The following is a 20336-nucleotide window of genomic DNA, read 5'->3' as shown; positions in this document are numbered from 1 at the left end:
TATCATCAGAGGCTTTTTTAATGTTTGGTAGACTTCTTTGAAGACTATAAACTACACAACAATGTTGACTATCTTTTTTGGAACAACGATCACTTTTCTTGGCTCCTTACCATCAAGCCATTTTTGAATAGTTTCATTATTTAAAGCACCTTCTTCAATTGATTCTTTGCTTGCATCTGCCGGGAAATTGATTTTGGCTCGCATCTTTCCGTTAACAGAAACGGGATACTCAATGGTATCTTCAATAAGATACTTTTCCTCAAGAACTGGATAGCTCGCATCAACAACAGATGTCTTGTTGCCTAAAAGGTACCAAATTTCTTCTGTGATATGAGGTGCAAATGGTGATAATATTACTGTCAATGGCTCTAATATTTCACGCTTATTACACTTTAAAGTTGACAGCTCATTTACTGCAATCATAAATGTACTTACCGACGTATTCAATGAAAGATTTTCTGCATCTTCAGCTATTTTTTTGATAGCACCATGAAGAACTTTTAGTTCTTCTTTCGTTGGACTTTCATCTGAAATTCTAAATGAACCAGTAGAAAAATATAATGACCAAAACTTTCTAAGAAACTTATAGACGCCTTCTATGCCATTGGTATTCCAAGGTTTACTTTGCTCTATTGGTCCTAAAAACATCTCATACATACGCAATGTATCTGCGCCGTATCTCTCAACAAGATCATCTGGATTAACTACGTTAAACCATCTTTTAGACATTTTTTCAACTTCCCATCCGCACTCAAACTTATTGTTGTCAAGGATGAATTTTGCATCTTTTGCATCGGATTTGAATTTCTTAAAAGCTTCAATATCAAGAATATCATCTTTAACAATGTTGACATCAACATGAATAGGTGTTGTTGAGTAACTTCCTTTTAGTGCTTTTGATACATACTTGTTTTCTCCATTCACTCTGTATGCAAAACTCGAACGACCTTGAATCATTCCTTGATTAACCAATTTCCTTGCATATTCATCCACTTCAACAATTCCTAAGTCGTAAAGAAATTTCGTCCAAAACCTTGAGTAGAGTAGGTGTCCAGTAGCATGCTCACTACCGCCCATGTATAGATCTACATCTTGCCAATATTTTCTCGCCTCATCGCTTGAGAATTCTCCAGAATTTTGTGAATCCATATATCGGAAGAAATACCAACTACTACCAGCCCAACCAGGCATTGTTGAGAGTTCATAACTCTTACCACTATAGTTCCAATTTTGAGCCCTTCCTAATGGTGGATCTCCATCTTCTGTTGGTAAGTACTCGTCTATCTTAGGTAGGTTAAGAGGTAATTCATCATCTGGTACAAGCTTGGGAATTCCATCTTCATAGTACACAGGGATTGGTTCACCCCAATATCGTTGTCTTCCGAATATGGCATCTCTAAGTTTAAAGTTGATCTTTCTTACACCAATACCTCGATTTTCTACTTCTTGAATTCCTTTTTCCATCGCCTCAAGAGGAGAGAGGCCATTTAAGAAATCTGAATTTATGATCTTACCTTCTTTAGTGGGGTCTGCTTCGGTTTCTGTAATTTTTTGTGCATCATTGATCAACGGAATAGGAAGGTCAAATTTCTTTGCAAAATCAAAATCTCTTTGATCGCCACTTGGAACTGCCATAACCGCACCTGTACCGTATCCAGCTAGTACATAATCTGCCACATAAACAGGAATTTTATCACCATTAAAGGGATGTATTGCATAGCTACCCGTGAACACTCCAGTGACATTTTTGGCATCACTCATTCGTTCACGTTCAGATCTGTTTCTAGCGATATTGACGTACTCTTCTACTTGCTCCTTTTGCTCCTTAGTAGTAAGTGGCTGCGTATAATCACTTTCTGGCGCTATTACCATGAAGCTTGTACCAAAGATTGTATCAATTCTTGTAGTGAAAACTCTGATTTTCTCATCAGAATTCTCTACAGCAAAATCGATTTCGGCTCCATTGGATCTCCCAATCCAATTTCGTTGCATTTCCTTAATTGGCTCAGGCCAATCAATGTTGTCTAATCCTGTCAAAAGCCTGTCGGCATAAGCGGTAATTCGCATACTCCATTGAGGCATTTTTTTCTTTACGACTGGATGACCGCCTCTCTCAGAGAATCCATCTTTTACTTCATCGTTAGATAGTACTGTTCCTAGTGCAGGACACCAGTTAACGGTAGTTTCAGCTTGATATGTTAGTCTATACTTAAGTAAGAGGAGTTGTTGTTCTTTTTCAGAGTAATTATTCCATTCTTCAGCAGTAATAGCGGGAGTATCTTCATCGCAAGCAGCGTTTAACTCCTGATTGCCACTTTCATTTAGTTTTGCAATGAGTGTCTCAATAGGTTCTGCTTTATCAGTATTGTTATTGTACCAGCTATTGAAGATGAGTTTAAATATCCATTGTGTCCATTTATAAAAAGAAGGATCACTGGTTCTTAATTCTCTTGACCAGTCGTACGAAAAACCTAATGCCTTTAGCTGTTCCTTATACCTGGCTATGTTATCATCGGTCGTAATAGCTGGATGTTGGCCAGTTTGAATAGCGTACTGTTCTGCTGGAAGACCAAAGCTGTCAAATCCCATTGGATGAAGGACATTAAATCCTTTCAATCTCTTATATCTAGAGACAATATCTGAAGCAATATAGCCAAGAGGGTGACCTACGTGTAGTCCAGCTCCTGATGGATACGGAAACATATCCAGGACATAGTACTTGGGTTTATCTGAAATGTTTGAAACCTTATATAGGTTACTTTCTTCCCATTGCTTTTGCCACTTGCTTTCTACCTCTTTAAAATTGTATTCGGCCATTCGATTAGTAAAATTTTAAGCTCGCAAAGGTAAAAGATGAAGATAAGAAATAGGTTTACAAATTGAGGAAACCATTACATATTTCGCCTGTCTTTAGAAGAAATAACTCAATTAAGTAAAAAGGAATGAACAAACTTTTAATTTTTGTATTTGCACTTGTAATATCGAGCGTTGTATTAGCTCAAGAGAGTGATACTACCAAAACCGAGAAGAAGCCTGTAGTCACAGAAAAAACTACTCCCAGTGATACTATTCCAGAGCCTGCAGATAATCAGGAGGTCAATGACGATGATACTCCTAAAATTATATATTATCAAAGTTCTGAACCTGAACGAAGGAAAGATAGGAGAAGGGACATTAAAACACTTAGTGGTTCTATGAGTCATAGTGGTGGGTTTGGTGCCATATCTTTTAGGAGTACCAAATTTAGAAATGAATCCATAGTTATGGGAGGTTTAAGAGGCGGTTGGATAATTAATAGGACATTAGGAATAGGGGTAGAGGCTCATGGTATTATACCTACAGCAAAGTTTGATGACATAGAGGCTGGTCAAGAAATCAATGTTCTTGGGGGCTACGGGGGAATGTTTCTTGAATTGATATTCTTTTCCAACGAAGTAGTTCACGTAACATTTCCTGTATCAGGTGGAGCCGGTTGGTTGGGATATCACCGTACTAATGAAGATAACACGATGCCATTGCCTCTGGAAAAAGAATTGGACAGTGATGTCTTTTGGTATATTGAACCAGGTGCAAATCTTGAATTCAATATTAGTAGAAATTTCAGACTGGCGACAGGTGTAAGTAAACGTTTTACACAGGATCTGGAATTAGTTAATACGGAATCGGATGCATTTGATAAACTTAACTACTATATCACCTTAAAAATTGGTGGATTCTAAGAAATAGAAATAAAGCCCCTCTCTATTAGATTGGGGCTTTATGTTACGATTAGGTAGACACTAATTTCTATCAATTTTCCGTTTTAGTGGAGCTAGCTTTTCCTTATACTTCAATTTTTTCCACTTCTCAGTAAATACTAAATCTGCATTTTCTATTGAAACACTGGATTTAACGCCAGTTTTGACTTTTAAATAAAGCGTAGGTCTGTAGTTTACATCGCTACTATAATTCGAAGTATAAATATCTAATTCGTATTGGATACCAAGATTTGCCATTAATAGTACAAGTCCTTTGTTTGAATCTTTTCCAGTGTCGCGATCAGCCCATTGAGAAATTTCACTTATACTCATTTTTAAAGGCACATAGCCATCAAATGCAAAATTACCAGTAGCTGGTAGTTGAAACATGTCAGAGTAGCTATTGGCATCACCATCTGTATTTTGTGAGGTTACACCTGGTATTGACCAATTCTCATCTGAAGAATTTGCTCTTGTCCAACTTACACCCGTTTCATCAAAAAGTGGGGAAGAGGAGTTTAACGTTTTTACTCCTAACCAATTACCTTGTGTTTGACCATCAACACGACCTGAAAAAGCACGTAAGTATAGGATAGCTTCAACTATTTGAAAATCTTCACCAACTCGATCTCTTAGTGTTTCCAATTCAGGGAAATATATTAAACCGTGGCTATCTGTTGAACCTCTATCGACACTTAATGTTTCTCCAACTTCTGTTGGATTTTTATCGGAGATAGAAGCATCTAATACTCCAGAGTATCCGTCAAATCCTTCCTGAAAATAGAATTCAAAGATATTGTCAGAAGTACCATCAGTTCCATTTGTACCATCATCACCATTACATACGTAGGAAGTTGCATCAACTTCTCCTGCGTCAAGTGTACCGTCTCTATCATCGTCGATTCCTGATCTTATGATCAATCCACCATTCGTACACCCTCCTAAACTACCGGAAAACGACGATACGGTAATCAAACTATTTGTTCCATTCGTCCCGTTGGTTCCGTCGCTTCCATCTTGTCCATTACATACATAAAAAGATGCATCTACTTCTCCTGCATCAAGGGTATTGTTTCTATTATTGTCAATACCGACTTCAATAAAAGATCCTCCATTAGCACAATTTGTGCCTGGATCTTCATTGGTAGATCGTACAATTGAGTTAAGTCCATCTTGACCATTGCTGCCATTGGATCCATTATTTCCGTTACATATTAGTGATGTCTCGAGTAGCTCATCAATGTTTCCATCACCATTATCATCGTAACCAAAGGAGAATTCGATTCCTCCATTCGGACAAGTGACATCCGTGTCTGTGACTACAATAAGATCTCTTCCGTCAGACCCATTTGTTCCGTCTGATCCATCTGCACCATTTGTTCCGTTAATTCCATTGCAAACAAAAATTGGCATTCCTATAACTTCTCCATTCTCTAGTGTACCGTTATTGTTTGTATCTAACCCAATTTCGATTTGTATACCACCATTACTGCAGTTAGGACCAGGTAGCTCGTTGGATGTCCGCATTAGTGAATTTAAGCCGTCTGTACCATCCGTTCCGTTTGACCCATCATTACCGTCGGCTCCATTTGAACCATTGCAAACGTAATATGTATAATCCACCTCATCATTCTGAAGAACTCCATCAGTAGTAATGTCATCCATTCCAATTTCAATAATTAGCCCTCCATTGGAACAGTTTGAACCAGGATCTTCGGTTGATACCCTTGTGATACTTGATATACCATCTGAACCATCCGTTCCGTTTGATCCATCACTGCCATCTGATCCATTAGATCCGTTAGTTCCATTGCAAACATAGTTTTCGGAAACTACCTCATCATTATCTAGCGTTCCATTGTTATTTGTATCTAAGCCTAATTCGATTTTTATACCACCGTTAGCACAATTAGCTCCAGGATCTTCTGTTATTATGTTTGACAATGTGGTATAGCCATCCAATCCATTGGTTCCATTTGTTCCATCTGATCCATCAGAACCATTGCATATGTCATAAGTAGCATCAACTTCTCCGTCATCTAGTTCTCCATTGCTATTTGAGTCAAGACCAATTTTTATTTCTATGCCACCATTGTCACAAGATGAACTGGAAGAAACTCTAATCATACTGGTAAGACCGTTAGTTCCGTCTGAACCGCCATTAGCTCCATCGGTGCCATTGCAAACAAAAAATGAGGTTTGTACTTCATTATCATTTAAAATGTTATTCCCATTGCTGTCTGTTCCTATTTCAACTAATGTTCCACCATTTTCACAGTCTTCACCGGGATTTTCTGGTGAAGTTCTTGCAAGTAGGTTCAAGCCGTTATTTCCGTTTGTGCCATTATTACCATCGGTACCATTACATATGAAACTGACTGATGTAATTTCTGATTCGTCTAAGGTTCCATTTTCATTGGAGTCTTGACCAACTGAAATTCGAACCCCACCGCTGGAGCAATTGTTTCCTGCTGATTCTTCTTCAATTTCTACTAAGGCATTAAAGCCATTTGTGCCGTCCACTCCGTTGGTCGGTTCAGTTGCCTCCTCTGAGCAACTGATCGAGAACGTAGATAATAAAATGATTAATAGAAATTTTCGCGAATAAAGTGAAATGCGATTCATAGTGGTAGTGAGTGATTTGATAATTTTTGCAATTTAATCAATGTAATATTATTACTAAAAAATATAACTATACTAATATTTAGGTTTTGATTTAAACTGTACAACTCTTTGTTCAAATTCGAACGAGATTATAATTATCAAATGAATTAAATTGTTGATATTCAGTCATATATATACTTTGGCATCCTTTATGACATGTTGATATTGAAACCGATAAGATCATATGTTAACATCATTCAAATTATTCTTTAGATCACTAAAAAGAAATAAGCTTTTTTCATCCATTAATATACTCGGACTTACTGTTGGATTTTTTGCATCTATTCTGATTTACATGTATGTCGAAAATGAAATGAGTTATGATACTTTTCATGAAAATGGCGATCAGATATATAGAGTAAATCAAACCTTCATTTGGGGAGAGGATAATCCCAATTTATTCTCCAGCACAGGACCTGGAGTTGGCTATGCAATCCTGGAGGATATTCCGGAAGCTAAGGAGGTTGTAAGAGTTCATACACCAGATCTAATGCCTGTAAGATTCAAGGATGGAAATGAAGAGAAGTTTTTTAATGAGGAATATGTTTTAGCAGCGGACTCCAATTTTTTTGAAGTCTTTACTTATCCTTTGTTGAAAGGAAATGCATCCACAGCACTGGATCTTCCATATTCTGTTGTTTTATCAGAACAAGCTGCAAAACGATTTTTTGGTGATGAGAACCCAATGGGGAAATTAATTGACCTTGGTGGTGGACCAATTAGAAAGTCCTATAAAGTAACTGGAGTAACAAAAGATACTAATCGAAATCAGTATATAGATTTTGATTTAATGGTCTCAATGGGAAGTATAGATCGGGTTGAAAGAAGTAATTGGAGTTGGATGTGGACCACATTTGAAACTTTTGTTTTGATGGAGAAAGGATCAGATCCACAAGTGGTACAAACAAAGATTAATGAACTACCCAAAAAACATGCAATTCAGACCTTAGAGGTGATGGGCTATACCTATGATGAGTATATAGCTGCTGGCAAAGAATGGAATCTGTATCTACAACCATTTCAAGATATTTACCTTCATTCGAAAGGGATCTATAATCGAATCAATAACGTAGGAGATTTTACCATTGTAGTTGCTCTTATTGGTTCTGCAGTTTTCTTGCTGATTTTATCTTGCATTAATTTCATCAATTTGAGTACAGCGCAGTTTACCAGTCGAGCTCAAGATGTAGCACTTAGGAAAGTGCTGGGTGGAAGCAGGTCTGCCTTTATAAGACGATTTTTTGGCGAGTCTCTAGCTTATTGCTTGATATCCATAACTATTGCTTTGGGAAGTATTTATTATGTTCTTCCGTTCATCAATCAATCCTTAGGATCAAACCTGGCATTTGGTTCGGTAAATGTTCCTCTTTTAGTTGGATTTATCATACTATTGATTGGCGCAGTAAGTTTTGTGGCTGGGTTTTATCCTTTTCTATTTTTCAATAAGTTCAAACCTATTGCCGCAATGAAGGGTGAGCTCAAGTCAGGTAAAGGAGGTACGAGGATTCGAAATGGAATGCTTACCACTCAATATGTACTCTCATTTCTTCTTATTATTTGTACCATTACTATTTATAAACAACTCAATTATTTTCTAAATGCCGATATGGGATTTCAACAGGAAAATCTCATTACAATCGAAAATGTGCATTGGATTGATTCTCAAGAAGAATTTACTGATGAGTTGTTAAATCTTGATGGAGTTATTGGCACGGCAGTATGTGATGCAGTGCCATTACGTGTGTACAATGGAGATCAGTTTATACCTGATAAAGTTAATTCAGGTTCACTACCACTTAACTATGTGTTAGGTGATGAAAGTTATGTTGACCTATTAGAAATAGAGATGGCAGTCGGAAGAAGTTTTGATAAATCCTATTCAGACGACAAAAATGGAATAATTATAAATGAGACTGCAGCACGATCCATTGGGTGGGTAGTTGATGAATCAATACTCAATAAGAAAGTAACGAATTGGAGTGGTACCTATCATATAATAGGAGTGGCCAAAGACTTTCATTTCGCTTCTCTTCGATCTCCTATCGAGCCATTTGCTATTTTTCATTCACAGTCTAATGCACAAGGTGAGAGGCCATTGACCAGAGTAATTATTAAAACTCATTCTACTCAACAGGACTTTGAAAATATTAGAGAGTCTGTTCAGGCAAAATGGAATGATTTTGCACCAGGAAGACCTTTTAGGTATGTTGTTTTAAATGACTATTTCGAGCGTACTTATCAGCGAGAACAACAGTTTGGTAGTGTCTTGTCATTTTTCGCTGTGCTAACAATAATAATAGCCTCATTGGGCTTATTTGGAATCGTTGTTTTTTCCATTGAGCAAAAGTTAAAAGAAATCGGAGTAAGAAAAGTACTTGGTGCATCAGTGTCGAGCATTGTTATACTTTTCTCAAAAGGGTATATCCGACTAATGCTAATCGCATTCGCTTTGGCAGGACCTGTAGCCTTCTATTTTATGAATATATGGCTGTCAGATTTTGAATATCACATTGTAATGGGGCCAGAGATCTTTTTGACATCCCTAACTATTTTATTGTTAATCTCTGTTTCTATATCTGTATTTCAGACTTCTAAAGCGTCACTGATGAACCCTTCTGAAGTATTGAAAGATGAGTAGCATTTAGATTTTGCTCAATACATTCAGAGCAGATTTTATGTGCTTGTCAGCATTGAAATCTGCTCTGAATGTGTGTACTACAACACCATTTTTATCTATCACAAATGTTACTCTTCCAGGAATAAGACCAAATAAGGCACTGGGTACTTTGAATGCATTCAATGCTATTTTCTTTGGATCGCTCAACAGAATAAATGGCAGTTTCCTTTTGTCCGAAACCTTCTTATGAGAAGAAGAGCTATCTCTACTAATTCCGATTACTTCTGCTCCTGCATTTTTGAATTCTTCATAATTGTCTCTAAATCCGCAGGCCTGTGCTGTGCATACTTTCGTATTGTCTTTTGGATAAAAATAGACCACTAGAGCAGCTCCTTTAAAAGAGGATAATGCTACATTGTCTCCATTTTGATTTTGCAATGTGATATCCGGTATCTTGTCACCTATTGATAGCATTTTTCTTAAAATGAGTTAATAATAAAGGTAAAATCGTCAAATCAATGATTAGTGCGAGCAGTAATGATAGGCTCACAAAGAGACCAAGATAGAATGTAGCTCCAAAATTTGAAAATAGATATAATGCAAATCCTGCACTCATTATTAATGAGGTTACAAGCATAGCGTTACCAGCATGTAAAATTGTATCTTTCATGCGTTCACTAGGATTTTCCTTATTACTTCTCAAATAATAACTCATCATATGAATGGTATCATCAACAGCTATTCCAAATGCGATTGTGAATATTATTGAAGTTGTCATTTTCAAAGAAATGCCTAGCCAACCTATAATGCCTGCTATTAAAATCAGTGGTATAATATTCGGAATGAGACTTATAATTAGAAGTCTAAAAGATCTGAAGTAAATCCCCAGGACAATACCTATCACTATGATTGCGGTAAGAAGTCCTTTTAAGAGATTGAATGATAGTAATTCATGACTTTTATCTATCAAATAGGTAGTTCCTGTTATCCTGTAATTAATAATCTCACCATTGATTTGGTCAGATAGTATGTTTAACATTTTCTCATTTCTAATGCCCGTTTCTTTCGATCCTAATTCAGGAAAAAATCCAATTAATCTTCCAACCTTACTGTCTTCAGTTACGAGTTTGTCCAGACGTTTTGGATCAATTCTATTTTTCAATCGTAGCGTTTGTTCGTATTCAATGTTTGAGTTTGGATAGTTGAAGTTGCCATTTAAGCCTCCGTTATTGACCATGTTCAAGTACTTAATAATGGTTGCTGGAGATTGCACTTTTACAATTGGGAATTCATTAAGTAAATAGTCTTCGATTTTCACTATTTCATCCATTACTTTTTTGTCCCATATGGATAATGAGGAGTCAGCAACTTCGACTCTTACCTCATAAGGTTTAGAGCCACCTAATTCTGCGTCGGCATATTCAAAATCCAGACGTACATCTGAAGTTTGAGGTAAGTCATCTAACAGAAATGAATTGACTTCAAGTTTGGAGATTCCTGGAATTATAAAAGCAAGCAAAATAGATAATCCAACTATCACAAGTCTTTTTCTCTTTTCTATAAAATTGAGCCACTGGCTAGGAATACCAATAGTTTTTCTAGATGATGAATAATTGGTTAAAGATGATACTAGCAGTCCAAAACTAAAGGTGACGAGAAATGCTATTAAAATACCGATAGCTGCAAAAACACCAAGTATTTGAACGGGCTCAGTATTGATCCAAACTAAACTTAAAAACCCTATTGCTGTCGTCAGTGATGTCAAAAGGGTGGGAACCCATACTACTTTCAAAGCATCTTTAAGCTTGCTAGCTTTTGTCTTTGCTGTCGACCTTTTTAGTGCATTGATCAAATGGACAGCATCAGACATTGATACAAAAAAGAGTATTGGAGGAAGTAGTGAACTCAGCAGGTTGATTTTTATCCCTAACATCCCAATTATCCCAAAAAGCCAAATGATTGAAAGAAGACTTATTAAGAAGGGTAGAAGTGCTGATTTAAAATTTCTAAATATGATAACTAGCAGGGAAAAACTTAGTAGTAAGGAGCCTATTAAAAATTTGGAAAAGTCATTTTGAATGTATGAAACAAAGACACCAGCTGCACTTAGTTTACCGACTAGTTTTATGTTGGTTATCCCATAGAGTCGTGCTTTTTCTTTAATTGAATTTAATAGCTTATCACTTCTGGGTTGATCGCTAAAATGTTTATGGTTGAGATATATGCTAATTGCATCACCTTTTGTACTAAATGCAGATCTATAAAAAGAATTGCTAAATACTCTTGTACTATCTTGATTTAGTTGATATTTGGAAGGACTATCAGTGTGAATCAGAGGGAATATGACAAGTCCGGTAGGCGTCTTAATAACGTGCTGTAGTGATAGGGGTGAATAGACGTTTTTAACATCCTTGATATCAGAAAGAGATTTTTCAAACTGACTAGCTCTCAATAAAAACTCTTTATTAAATATTCCAGATTTCTCCTCAATGATTATATGTAAGTAGTCATTGTCGTAACCAAACTGTTTAGTATGTTCAATATACGCCTGGCTATCAGGATGGTCTTTTGGGAAAAATTTTTCAAACTCAAAATCAAAAGTCAAAAATTGAAGATTCCAGCCAAAAACGATGGTAATGACTACCAATAAGCTGGTCATTATCACCTTTCCCTTTAGGGTTATTAACCGCTCGACATATTTATCTAATCGTGGGCTCAGAGTTTCTTCGTTTAAAAGTTAATTTTGTTACCAAACTACGAACAGAATGCAACAATACCTCAACCTAATGCAACATATCCTGGACAATGGCGCCGATAAAGGTGATCGGACAGGTACTGGAACGAAAAGTGTGTTCGGTTATCAGATGAGGTTTGATCTTAGCGAAGGCTTCCCATGCGTAACAACCAAGAAGCTTCATTTACGATCAATTATCCATGAGTTACTGTGGTTTCTTCAAGGTGATCAAAACATTAAGTATCTGAAAGACAATGGTGTTTCTATCTGGGATGAGTGGGCAGATGAAGATGGCAATCTTGGCCCAGTATACGGTGTCCAATGGAGAAGTTGGCAAACACCTGACGGGAGAAGTATTGACCAGATCAAAAAATTAATTGACGGTATTAAAAATAATCCTGACAGTAGAAGACATATTGTTAGTGCATGGAATGTTGCGGATGTTGACAACATGGCTCTTCCTCCATGTCATACTTTATTTCAATTTTACGTTGCTGATGGCAAATTAAGCTGTCAGCTATACCAACGAAGTGCAGATGTTTTTCTTGGTGTGCCTTTTAACATTGCCTCGTATGCTTTGTTTACAATGATGGTAGCACAAGTTTGCGATCTTCAACCTGGTGATTTTGTACATACATTCGGTGATGCACACCTTTATAATAATCACTTAGAACAAACTGAATTGCAACTCTCGAGAGAGCCTAGGGTATTACCAACAATGAATATCAACCCTGATGTGAAAGACATATTCTCATTTAAGTATGAAGATTTTGAATTAATCAACTACGATCCGCATCCACATATAAAAGGTGCAGTAGCTGTGTAACATTTAGGTAACTGAGGTAGTCAACTAAGCGTAAAGAAATGGCAGAAAGTAGTGGAATATTCGATATGATAGGACCTGTTATGATTGGTCCATCAAGTTCCCATACGGCTGGAGTGGTTCGGGTTGGAAGAGTAACTAATAGAATATTGGGAGGTGTTGCTGAGAAAGTTGAGATTATATTCTATAACTCATTCGCTAGGACTTATGAGGGGCATGGTAGTAACAGAGCCATTTTGGCAGGTCTAATGGACTACCATACCGATGACAAACGAATTAAGGATGCACTGCAGTTAACAGAAGAGGTAGGGTTGACTTATACATTTAAGTCAGTTGGGAGTGCTTCTACAGTTCATCCGAATTCTGTTCGAGTGATTGCAGAGAAGAACGGTAAAAAAATAGAGGTACTTGGAGAGAGTAGAGGCGGAGGAGTAATAAGAATTAAAGAAGTAAATGGCTTTGATTCAAATTTTACTGCAAGCCTTCATACATTGATAATTGAAGCTGATGATGTAAAAGGAAGTATAGCCTTTTTCACAGAAGTATTATCACAGGACGAATGCAACATTGCAACAATGACGGTTTCGAGAAAAGGTCGAAACGATCTGGCATGCTTGATTCTAGAAATGGATTCGGGCATCGATGAAATAACCTTGGAATATTTAAAGAAGAGGAAGTGGGTGCACAAGGTCATCTACATACCTGATATTGACAAATGACATGAAAACTAAAACAGGACTAATCACTATGCTGATGTTGCTATGCACAATAGCCTTCAGTCAAGAAATAAGACTACTTTCACTCGAAGAGTGTATTGAAATTGCCGTAGACAACAACCTTACCGTTCAACGTAGCGAGTTGAATTTAAGAAATGCAGAGGTGGGGCTCATGCAAGCTAAAGCTCAACGTTATCCAACATTAAATGCTAATGGAAATTTTGGTTATAACTGGGGGCGTGGTATTGACCCTACAACAAACCAATTCATTGATCAGAGAATCAATTTTAACGGAGTAAGTGCAAGTACTTCTGTGCCTATCATTAACGGTCTCCAAGTACATAATTCAATTAGACAAAGTAAGCTTGACAGAGCAGCATCAGATTACGATCTGCAAAAAGCTTCAAATGATATTTCTCTCAATACCGCTCTTAATTATGTAAATGTGATCTTTAATAAAGAGCTTTTGGAAAATGCACGTTTTCAGCTCGAATCAAGTCAGCAACAACTAGAAAGGACTTCTTTGCTAGTTGAGTCTGGAGCCCTTCCTTTGGCAAATAAACTACAATTAGAAAGTCAAGTTTCGACTAACGAAGTGAATCTTATTAACTCACAAAACAACCTTGATTTAGCAGTGTTGACACTAAAACAAGGTTTGTTACTTCCTCCTGGAGATGAGATAGACATTGTTATTCCCGACATAACAGTTGATCAAGCAGAAATCGAACAAACGTCAATTATTGAACTATATAATGAGGCAGCAGCAAATCAACCAGAAATTAAAAGTGCTGACTTAAGAGTACAAAGTGCAGATATTGGATTAGATGTTTCTAAAGGTGGAATGTATCCTACTTTATCATTAAGCGGATCAATGAGTACCAACTTTTCAGATGCTTTCCAAGACGTAGAAGTAACCTCCACACCAACAGGAAACTTTATCCCAAGTGGGTTGATTGACATCAATGGTAACAACGTATTGCAGCCGGAAATTACAAGCCAGGTAGATATAAGTGACGTGCCTCTTTCTACTCAATATGATAACAACTTTAGTAGAAGATTATCACTTAATCTTGCTGTTCCAATTTTCAATGGATTCCGTACACGATCAGATATTCAACGATCTAAGATTGCATTGCAACAAGCTGAAATTAACAAGCAGGAACAAGAAAATACTTTATATCAAACGATTGAAACATCGTATAGAAATGCTGTAGCAGCTGCCCAAACTTATTCTGCGTCTCAAAAGCAAGTAGAATCATTGGATGAAACTTTGAGAGCGGTTGAAAATCAGTATAATAATGGCGCTGCAAATTTTACAGATTATCAAGTAGCAATAAATAATTTATACCAAGCTCGAACAGATCTTTCAAGAGCGAAATTCGATTTCGTATTCAGAAAAAAGATACTTGAGTTCTATCAAGGTAAACCACTAACATTCTAAACTGATCCCAATCATTTATATCTAAAATCATGGCTAAGAAGAAAAAATCAAATAATAAAATTTTATACATCCTAGGAGGATTAGTTGTAGTACTTATTCTATTCGCGATTGTTGGTAAATCTCAAGGGTGGGTAGGTCAGAAAAAGAAACTGCAAGTTGAGCTGTCTAAAGCAGAGAAAAATACAATTATAGAGAAGGTAAGTGCTTCAGGCCAAGTACAGCCTGTCGTCGAAGTGTCTTTGAGTCCAGAGGTTTCTGGTGAGATAATTAAAATGGATATTGAAGAAGGAGATAGTGTAAGCAAGGGCCAGTTTCTACTTCGTATTAGACCAGATAACTTTCAATCTGCCTTGGATCAAGCTGATGCAAGCCTGAATCAACAGAAGGCTGCTCTTGCTCAGGCTAAAGCGTCGCAAGCTAGGGCTTTGGCAAACTTTAAAAGATCAGAGCAAGATTTTTTAAGACAGAAAAAACTGTTTGAAGAGAAGGTAATATCTGAAGCTGATTTTCAGCTAGCAGAAGCAAATTATCAAATTGCTGAGCAAGATTATGAGTCAGCTAAGGAAAGTGTTAACGCTGCGAATTATAGTCTTAAAAGTGCTCAAGCTAGGGTAAATGATGCGAGAGAAAATTTAAGATTAACAAGTCTTACAGCTCCAATGAGTGGAATTGTTTCAAAATTGCCAGTTGAACTAGGAGAGACAGTACTGGGAACATCTCAGTTTCAGGGTACTGAAGTAATGCGTATTGCGGACCTTTCTAAAATGGAGGTACAAGTGGACGTGAATGAAAATGATATTATTAGAATTACGGTAGGTGATACTGCAATCATAGATGTTGATTCATACTCTTTCAAGGATAAGACGTTCAAGGGAGTAGTAACACATATTGCAAATACCGCCAATGATAAAATTTCTGCAGATGCTGTAACTGAGTTCGGGGTAAGAATTCAAATACTCAATAGTTCTTATGAAGATTTAGTAAAAGAAGAAGGTATCAAGTACCCTTTCCGACCAGGAATGACAGCAAGTGTTGATATCATTACTGAGGTGAAGAAAGATATTTTGACAGTACCATTAGCTGCAGTTACAACTAGAGCTGATAAGGATAAGAACAAACGAAATAGTGATGATAACTCTTCAAGTGATCAACTATCTGACGAGGAAGTCCAAGAAGTTGTGTTTGTAATGTCTGAAGGAAAGGCAGTAAAAACTGAAGTTGAAACAGGAATTAGTGACTTTGATCGAATTGAAATAGTAAAGGGTGTTGAAGAAGGTACAGAAGTCGTTTCTGGTCCATTCTTGGCAGTTTCGAAACGTTTAAAAGATGGTGAGGACATCGAAGCAAAGTCTCAAAGAAAAAAAGCTGAAGAAACTGAAGATTCAGAAGAATAAAACCTTAGCTTATCGAATTTAAAACCCGCTCATGCGGGTTTTTTTATGCTAATATTTGCCGACTATCACATCTTCTTTTTAATTCTCCTTGTGTTAAAACATCTTGTGCTCTCAAAATTCAAACATTATGAAACTCACACATATCTTATCGTTGACTGTGGCAATACTATTAGTAAGTTGCTCGGGAGGCTCATCAAAAATGGATAACAAAGAATTTAAGATTGAATACGAAAAATTCACACTTGACAATGGTTTAGAAGTAGTACTTCATGAAGATCATTCTGACCCAATTGTAGCAGTTGCTACTTTAATGCATGTAGGCTCTAATAGAGAGAAGCCAGGAAGAACTGGCTTTGCGCACTTTTTCGAGCATATGTCATTTAATGATTCTGAAAATGTTCCTCGAGGTGCCAATCGTAAAATGATTCCAGAATGGGGCGGAAGTAGAAACGGTGGAACATGGTCTGATGGAACAATTTACTACGAGGTTGTGCCTAAAGACGCCTTTGACAAGATATTATGGATCGACTCAGACCGATTCGGATATATGATCAATACGGTAACTAGTGACGCACTTGAAGCTGAAAAACAAGTTGTGAAAAATGAGAAACGTCAGAGGGTAGATAATGCACCATATGGTTATACTGATGAAATAATAAGAAAGAATCTTTATCCTGAAGGTCATCCATATAGCTGGACAGTAATTGGATCACTTCCTGATTTGCAAGCGGCTACAATTGATGATGTAAAAGAATTTTATGAGCAGTACTACGGAGCTGGAAATGCTACACTAGTGATTGCTGGGGATATTGATCCGGAAGAGACAAAAGCTAAGGTGGAGCAATGGTTTGGAGAGATAAGGAAAGGCCCAGAAGTGAGTAAACCTGAACCAATGCCTGTTGCACTTGACCAAATCAAATCACTTTATTTCGAAGACAATTTTGCCAAGTTGCCTGAGCTAAGAATGGTTTATCCTACCGTTGAGGACTATCATGAAGATATGTATGCTTTAAATGTACTTGGGCAATTGCTAAGCGGTAGTAAGAAAGCACCGCTCTATCAAGTCGTGGTAGAAGAACAGAAACTGGCTCCTAATGCCTCCACCTTTCAAAATTCAAATGAGGTAGCTGGAGAATTTGTATTTCGCGTTAGAGCGAATGCCGGAGTGGATTTAGATTCTGTCAAATTAGCGATTGAGGATGGTTTAGCTCGATTCGAAACAAATGGTGTGGATGAGAAAGATTTAAGAAGAATTAAGGCAGAATTGGAGACTAACTTATATCAAGGTGTTAGCACTGTTTTGAATAAAGCCTTTCAATTGGTAACTGACAATGAGTTTGGTGGCGACCCAAGTTACATTACTAAAACTGCAGAGCTAACTCAGGCAGTAACAGCAGAAGACGTAATGAATGTATTTAACAAGTACATAAAGGGTCAAAATTATGTTATGACAAGTGTTGTTCCTTCAGGTCAACTTGGTTTGGCTGTAGAAGGAGGAGAGGAAGCAGAGGTTTGGATTGAAGAAGTTGTGGCAGATGTAGCGTCAGAAAATACTTCAAGAGGCGAGGTAGCTGAGTATGAAAAAACTCCATCCAAGTATGACAGGTCAGAACCTGAATTTGGCGAACTACCATTGCTAAAATCTCCGGAAGTTTGGAATTCGTATTTAGATAATGGAATGCAAGTGTTTGGAATCGAGAATAACGAACTTCCTTTAGTGTATTTTGATATAACACTTAAAGGTGGTCATTATCATGATCCAATCGATAAGTCGGGTGTAGCCTCTTTGTTGGCTAATTTGATGACTGAAGGAACACAAACTAAGACACCAGCAGAGCTGGAAGAAGCAATAGGTCTTTTAGGTGCTTCGATTAATATGTATGCCGGATCTGAAGAAATAGTCATTTCAGCCTCTTGCCTAGCGAGAAACTTTGATGAAACTTTTGCGCTGGTTCAGGAAATTCTTACCGAACCAAGATGGGATCAAAAAGAATTTGACCGACTTAAGCAATCACGTGTGACGAGATTGAAAGGAAGAGAAGCAAGTCCAACGGCAATAGCATCTACAGTTTATACCAAGCTATTGTATGGTGATGATCATATTCTTGGATACTCTTCAATAGGGACCGCTGAATCAGCTGAAAGTATAACTATGGATGATTTGAAAGCATATTATGAAGTTAATTTTTCGCCATCTATCGCGAGCTTTCACGTAGCTGGAAGTATTAGCCAAGAGGATGTAATGAATAAATTGAATGGTTTTCAATGGGAGTCAAAAGACGTGGAACTAGTATCATATGAATTGCCGAAAAATACATCTGGTGGTAAGCTGTATTTTATTGATTTCCCAGGTGCAAAGCAATCGGTTATCTACATAGGAAAACAAGCTATATCTGGAGTTAATCCACAATACAATGAACTCACATATGCTAATGAGAAACTAGGAGGTGGATCTAGTGGTCAGCTATTTCAAACCTTAAGAATCGAAAAGGGCTATACCTATGGAGCTTATGCTTTTGTACAGCAACGAACTGAAGTTTCTCCTTTTACAGCAACATCAAGTGTAAGAGCAAATGCAACACTTGCTTCTTTGGAAATTATGAAAGATATGATTGCCAATTATGGTGATAATTTTACTCAGGAAGATGTAGATGTGACTCAAACTAAAGTGTTAAAAGCCAATACACGTGCTTTTGAAAGTCTAGGTGCTAAGCTCAATATGCTACATGAGATAAGCAAGTTCGGGAAGTCTCCAGATTTTATGGAAAAAGAACAAGCAGAACTGACATCAATGTCTCTTGCTGATTACAAGGAGATGATTAGTAAATACATGAATGAAAGCAAAATGATTTATTTGGTTGTTGGAGATGGAGCTACTCAATTGGAAGAGGTGAAGAAGTTAGGAATGGGCGATCCAATAATACTAGATATCTACGGCAATCAGACAGCCCAATAGAAATGTTAGTCTAACAAAAAAAGGGCATCGTGGATGCCCTTTTTTTATTTAAGAATGAAAATGCTAATCGCTCAACATGCATTTAGCTCCTTCCATCATTTTCTCAGAGTTTTTTCCTTTTACTTCTACATCAAATGATTCGCTTCCAATTGTTGCACGAGCATAGGTAATACCTCCGCCATTTGATAGTTGTTCCATTATTTCCTTCGTGGCAGCATATGAAACAGCATAAACCGTATAGACGCCAACTGTAGTGGCTTGTTTAACTGGTTCATAATTTTCTACAGGATTGACAGAAACGTTTTCTCCATTAGACATTTTGAGGATGAGCTCATCTTTGGGAGTGATTATATCATTCCGCGATCCAGCAAATAAAATACTAAGCTCCAATCTGTAGTCATCTCCATTTCTGTAATAGCTCACAGTGAATGCTTGCTTTTTTAATTTGTAACTATTTCTACGAACTCTTTCTCCTGAAATAGGATCTTCTTTGTCGAATGTATACTTGCACTTTTGTGCAGATAATTCTCCGATTGATGTGATTAGAATCAATAAAATGGTTAGTCTCTTCATAGCGTAATTTTTTGAGTAATTAGTGAATTATAAACAAACAATTTAATCGATACTCATTGCACTTTTAACAGCATCAGTGATTTCTTGCATTTTTCTCTGTGTGAATTTCCCAGATGTAGTGTAAACAATTTTACCTTCAGGGTCTAAAACATAGAAGTATGGAACTTCTTTGCCATCAAAATTTAAAGCGTCTTTATATTCTTTTAATGTTCCTTTATAAAATAAAATATTGGGCTGCATACGTTCGTCAATGGTCTTTTTAAGCTTGTTCATAACCTTTTTGTAGGCAGGCCTTTTAGCACCGGTGAACATTGGAACAAAATAGGTGTTGATGTCAAAGGAAAAGTCAAATATTCCTGGATTTGGATTCTTATAAATGAATTGATTGTAGATAGGTTCAAACCACCCTTTGAGATAATCCTCTGCTTTTTTGGAATATGCGAGTCCAACTAGACTGTACTTGTCGCTGATGTCTTTAGGAAGATTTACAAATTCATTTGTTAATGTTTCTGCTTCCATATCAGGAAAGGTGGTACCAACCTGACCATAAGTGGATATTCCAATTGATAGTAAAATTATTAGTGCTAGTGATTTTTTCATTTTTCAATATTTGAACTATTAAAATACTAATGGTTATTGTAGTAATCTTATTTCTAGTATTATTTTTCTAATTTCATGATG

The 20336-nt window shown here is 36.9% G+C and carries 13 protein-coding genes; 7 read left to right on the top strand and 6 right to left on the bottom strand.

All coding sequences use genetic code 11. From position 1 onward, the window contains the following. Positions 1 to 51 precede the first annotated feature (51 nt). A complete protein-coding gene (leuS, locus tag ACY650_RS18825) occupies positions 52 to 2817 on the bottom strand; it encodes a leucine--tRNA ligase (protein WP_462249971.1) in 2766 nt (921 codons plus the stop codon). A gap of 125 nt (positions 2818 to 2942) precedes the next feature. Here leuS and ACY650_RS18820 point away from each other — a divergent pair, with 125 nt between their 5' ends. Then, the gene (locus ACY650_RS18820; protein ID WP_462249969.1) at positions 2943 to 3719 is read left to right on the top strand and encodes a hypothetical protein; all 777 of its coding nucleotides are present in this window, start codon (positions 2943 to 2945) and stop codon (positions 3717 to 3719) included. Between the two features lie 60 nt (positions 3720 to 3779). Here ACY650_RS18820 and ACY650_RS18815 read toward each other — a convergent pair whose 3' ends face one another. Next, positions 3780 to 6362, bottom strand: coding sequence for a DUF7151 family protein (locus ACY650_RS18815; RefSeq protein WP_462249967.1), 2583 nt, complete (start codon positions 6360 to 6362; stop codon positions 3780 to 3782). Positions 6363 to 6585: 223 nt separating this feature from the next. Between ACY650_RS18815 and ACY650_RS18810 the strand changes: the two genes are divergently transcribed. Then, on the top strand, positions 6586 to 9039 hold the full coding sequence (locus ACY650_RS18810; RefSeq protein ID WP_462249965.1) for an ABC transporter permease: 2454 nt from the start codon (positions 6586 to 6588) through the stop codon (positions 9037 to 9039). A 3-nt stretch (positions 9040 to 9042) separates the two neighbouring features. On the opposite strand, the gene ACY650_RS18805 is transcribed toward ACY650_RS18810, so the two are convergent. Beyond that, positions 9043 to 9492, bottom strand: a complete 450-nt coding sequence (locus tag ACY650_RS18805) for a peroxiredoxin (RefSeq protein ID WP_462249963.1) — start codon at positions 9490 to 9492, stop codon at positions 9043 to 9045. After that, positions 9476 to 11677 carry an efflux RND transporter permease subunit gene (locus ACY650_RS18800; RefSeq protein ID WP_462249961.1) on the bottom strand — a complete coding sequence of 734 codons (2202 nt, stop codon included), beginning with the start codon at positions 11675 to 11677 and terminating at the stop codon, positions 9476 to 9478. The genes ACY650_RS18805 and ACY650_RS18800 overlap by 17 nt, the downstream gene beginning before the upstream one ends. Positions 11678 to 11783: 106 nt before the next feature. On the opposite strand from ACY650_RS18800, the gene ACY650_RS18795 reads away from it, so the two are divergent. The 5 genes from ACY650_RS18795 to ACY650_RS18775 all read left to right on the top strand — a co-directional run bounded on the left by ACY650_RS18795 (position 11784) and on the right by ACY650_RS18775 (position 19082). After that, a complete protein-coding gene (locus ACY650_RS18795) occupies positions 11784 to 12578 on the top strand; it encodes a thymidylate synthase (RefSeq protein ID WP_462249959.1) in 795 nt (264 codons plus the stop codon). 38 nt (positions 12579 to 12616) lie between these two features. Further along, positions 12617 to 13294, top strand: a complete 678-nt coding sequence (sdaAB, locus tag ACY650_RS18790; protein WP_462249957.1) for an L-serine ammonia-lyase, iron-sulfur-dependent subunit beta — start codon at positions 12617 to 12619, stop codon at positions 13292 to 13294. A gap of 1 nt (position 13295) precedes the next feature. Continuing rightward, positions 13296 to 14732 carry a TolC family protein gene (locus ACY650_RS18785; RefSeq protein WP_462249955.1) on the top strand — a complete coding sequence of 479 codons (1437 nt, stop codon included), beginning with the start codon at positions 13296 to 13298 and terminating at the stop codon, positions 14730 to 14732. A 29-nt stretch (positions 14733 to 14761) separates the two neighbouring features. Beyond that, positions 14762 to 16126 (top strand): efflux RND transporter periplasmic adaptor subunit, encoded by a 1365-nt coding sequence (locus ACY650_RS18780; protein ID WP_462249953.1) that lies wholly within the window; start codon positions 14762 to 14764, stop codon positions 16124 to 16126. A 127-nt stretch (positions 16127 to 16253) separates the two neighbouring features. Further along, positions 16254 to 19082 (top strand): M16 family metallopeptidase, encoded by a 2829-nt coding sequence (locus ACY650_RS18775; RefSeq protein ID WP_462249951.1) that lies wholly within the window; start codon positions 16254 to 16256, stop codon positions 19080 to 19082. Between the two features lie 63 nt (positions 19083 to 19145). Here ACY650_RS18775 and ACY650_RS18770 read toward each other — a convergent pair whose 3' ends face one another. Together ACY650_RS18770 and ACY650_RS18765 are read right to left on the bottom strand one after the other, a co-directional pair. Continuing rightward, the gene (locus ACY650_RS18770) at positions 19146 to 19655 is read right to left on the bottom strand and encodes a hypothetical protein (protein WP_462249949.1); all 510 of its coding nucleotides are present in this window, start codon (positions 19653 to 19655) and stop codon (positions 19146 to 19148) included. Between the two features lie 42 nt (positions 19656 to 19697). Beyond that, positions 19698 to 20255, bottom strand: a complete 558-nt coding sequence (locus ACY650_RS18765; RefSeq protein WP_462249947.1) for a hypothetical protein — start codon at positions 20253 to 20255, stop codon at positions 19698 to 19700. Positions 20256 to 20336 lie beyond the last annotated feature (81 nt).

Source organism: Ekhidna sp., assembly GCF_963691765.1.
Classification (GTDB): domain Bacteria; phylum Bacteroidota; class Bacteroidia; order Cytophagales; family Cyclobacteriaceae; genus Ekhidna.
This window is presented reverse-complemented; position numbering and strand designations above follow the sequence as displayed.

Excerpts from the sequence above, each read along its gene's own strand:
- leuS (WP_462249971.1), bottom strand. The coding sequence starts at position 2,817 with ATGGCCGAATACAATTTTAAAGAGGTAGAAAGCAAGTGGCAAAAGCAA.
- ACY650_RS18810 (WP_462249965.1), top strand. The coding sequence starts at position 6,586 with ATGTTAACATCATTCAAATTATTCTTTAGATCACTAAAAAGAAATAAG.
- ACY650_RS18765 (WP_462249947.1), bottom strand. The coding sequence starts at position 20,255 with ATGAAAAAATCACTAGCACTAATAATTTTACTATCAATTGGAATATCC.
- ACY650_RS18800 (WP_462249961.1), bottom strand. The coding sequence starts at position 11,677 with ATGACCAGCTTATTGGTAGTCATTACCATCGTTTTTGGCTGGAATCTT.
- ACY650_RS18780 (WP_462249953.1), top strand. The coding sequence starts at position 14,762 with ATGGCTAAGAAGAAAAAATCAAATAATAAAATTTTATACATCCTAGGA.
- ACY650_RS18795 (WP_462249959.1), top strand. The coding sequence starts at position 11,784 with ATGCAACAATACCTCAACCTAATGCAACATATCCTGGACAATGGCGCC.
- ACY650_RS18775 (WP_462249951.1), top strand. The coding sequence starts at position 16,254 with ATGAAACTCACACATATCTTATCGTTGACTGTGGCAATACTATTAGTA.
- ACY650_RS18770 (WP_462249949.1), bottom strand. The coding sequence starts at position 19,655 with ATGAAGAGACTAACCATTTTATTGATTCTAATCACATCAATCGGAGAA.
- ACY650_RS18785 (WP_462249955.1), top strand. The coding sequence starts at position 13,296 with ATGAAAACTAAAACAGGACTAATCACTATGCTGATGTTGCTATGCACA.
- ACY650_RS18815 (WP_462249967.1), bottom strand. The coding sequence starts at position 6,362 with ATGAATCGCATTTCACTTTATTCGCGAAAATTTCTATTAATCATTTTA.
- sdaAB (WP_462249957.1), top strand. The coding sequence starts at position 12,617 with ATGGCAGAAAGTAGTGGAATATTCGATATGATAGGACCTGTTATGATT.
- ACY650_RS18805 (WP_462249963.1), bottom strand. The coding sequence starts at position 9,492 with ATGCTATCAATAGGTGACAAGATACCGGATATCACATTGCAAAATCAA.
- ACY650_RS18820 (WP_462249969.1), top strand. The coding sequence starts at position 2,943 with ATGAACAAACTTTTAATTTTTGTATTTGCACTTGTAATATCGAGCGTT.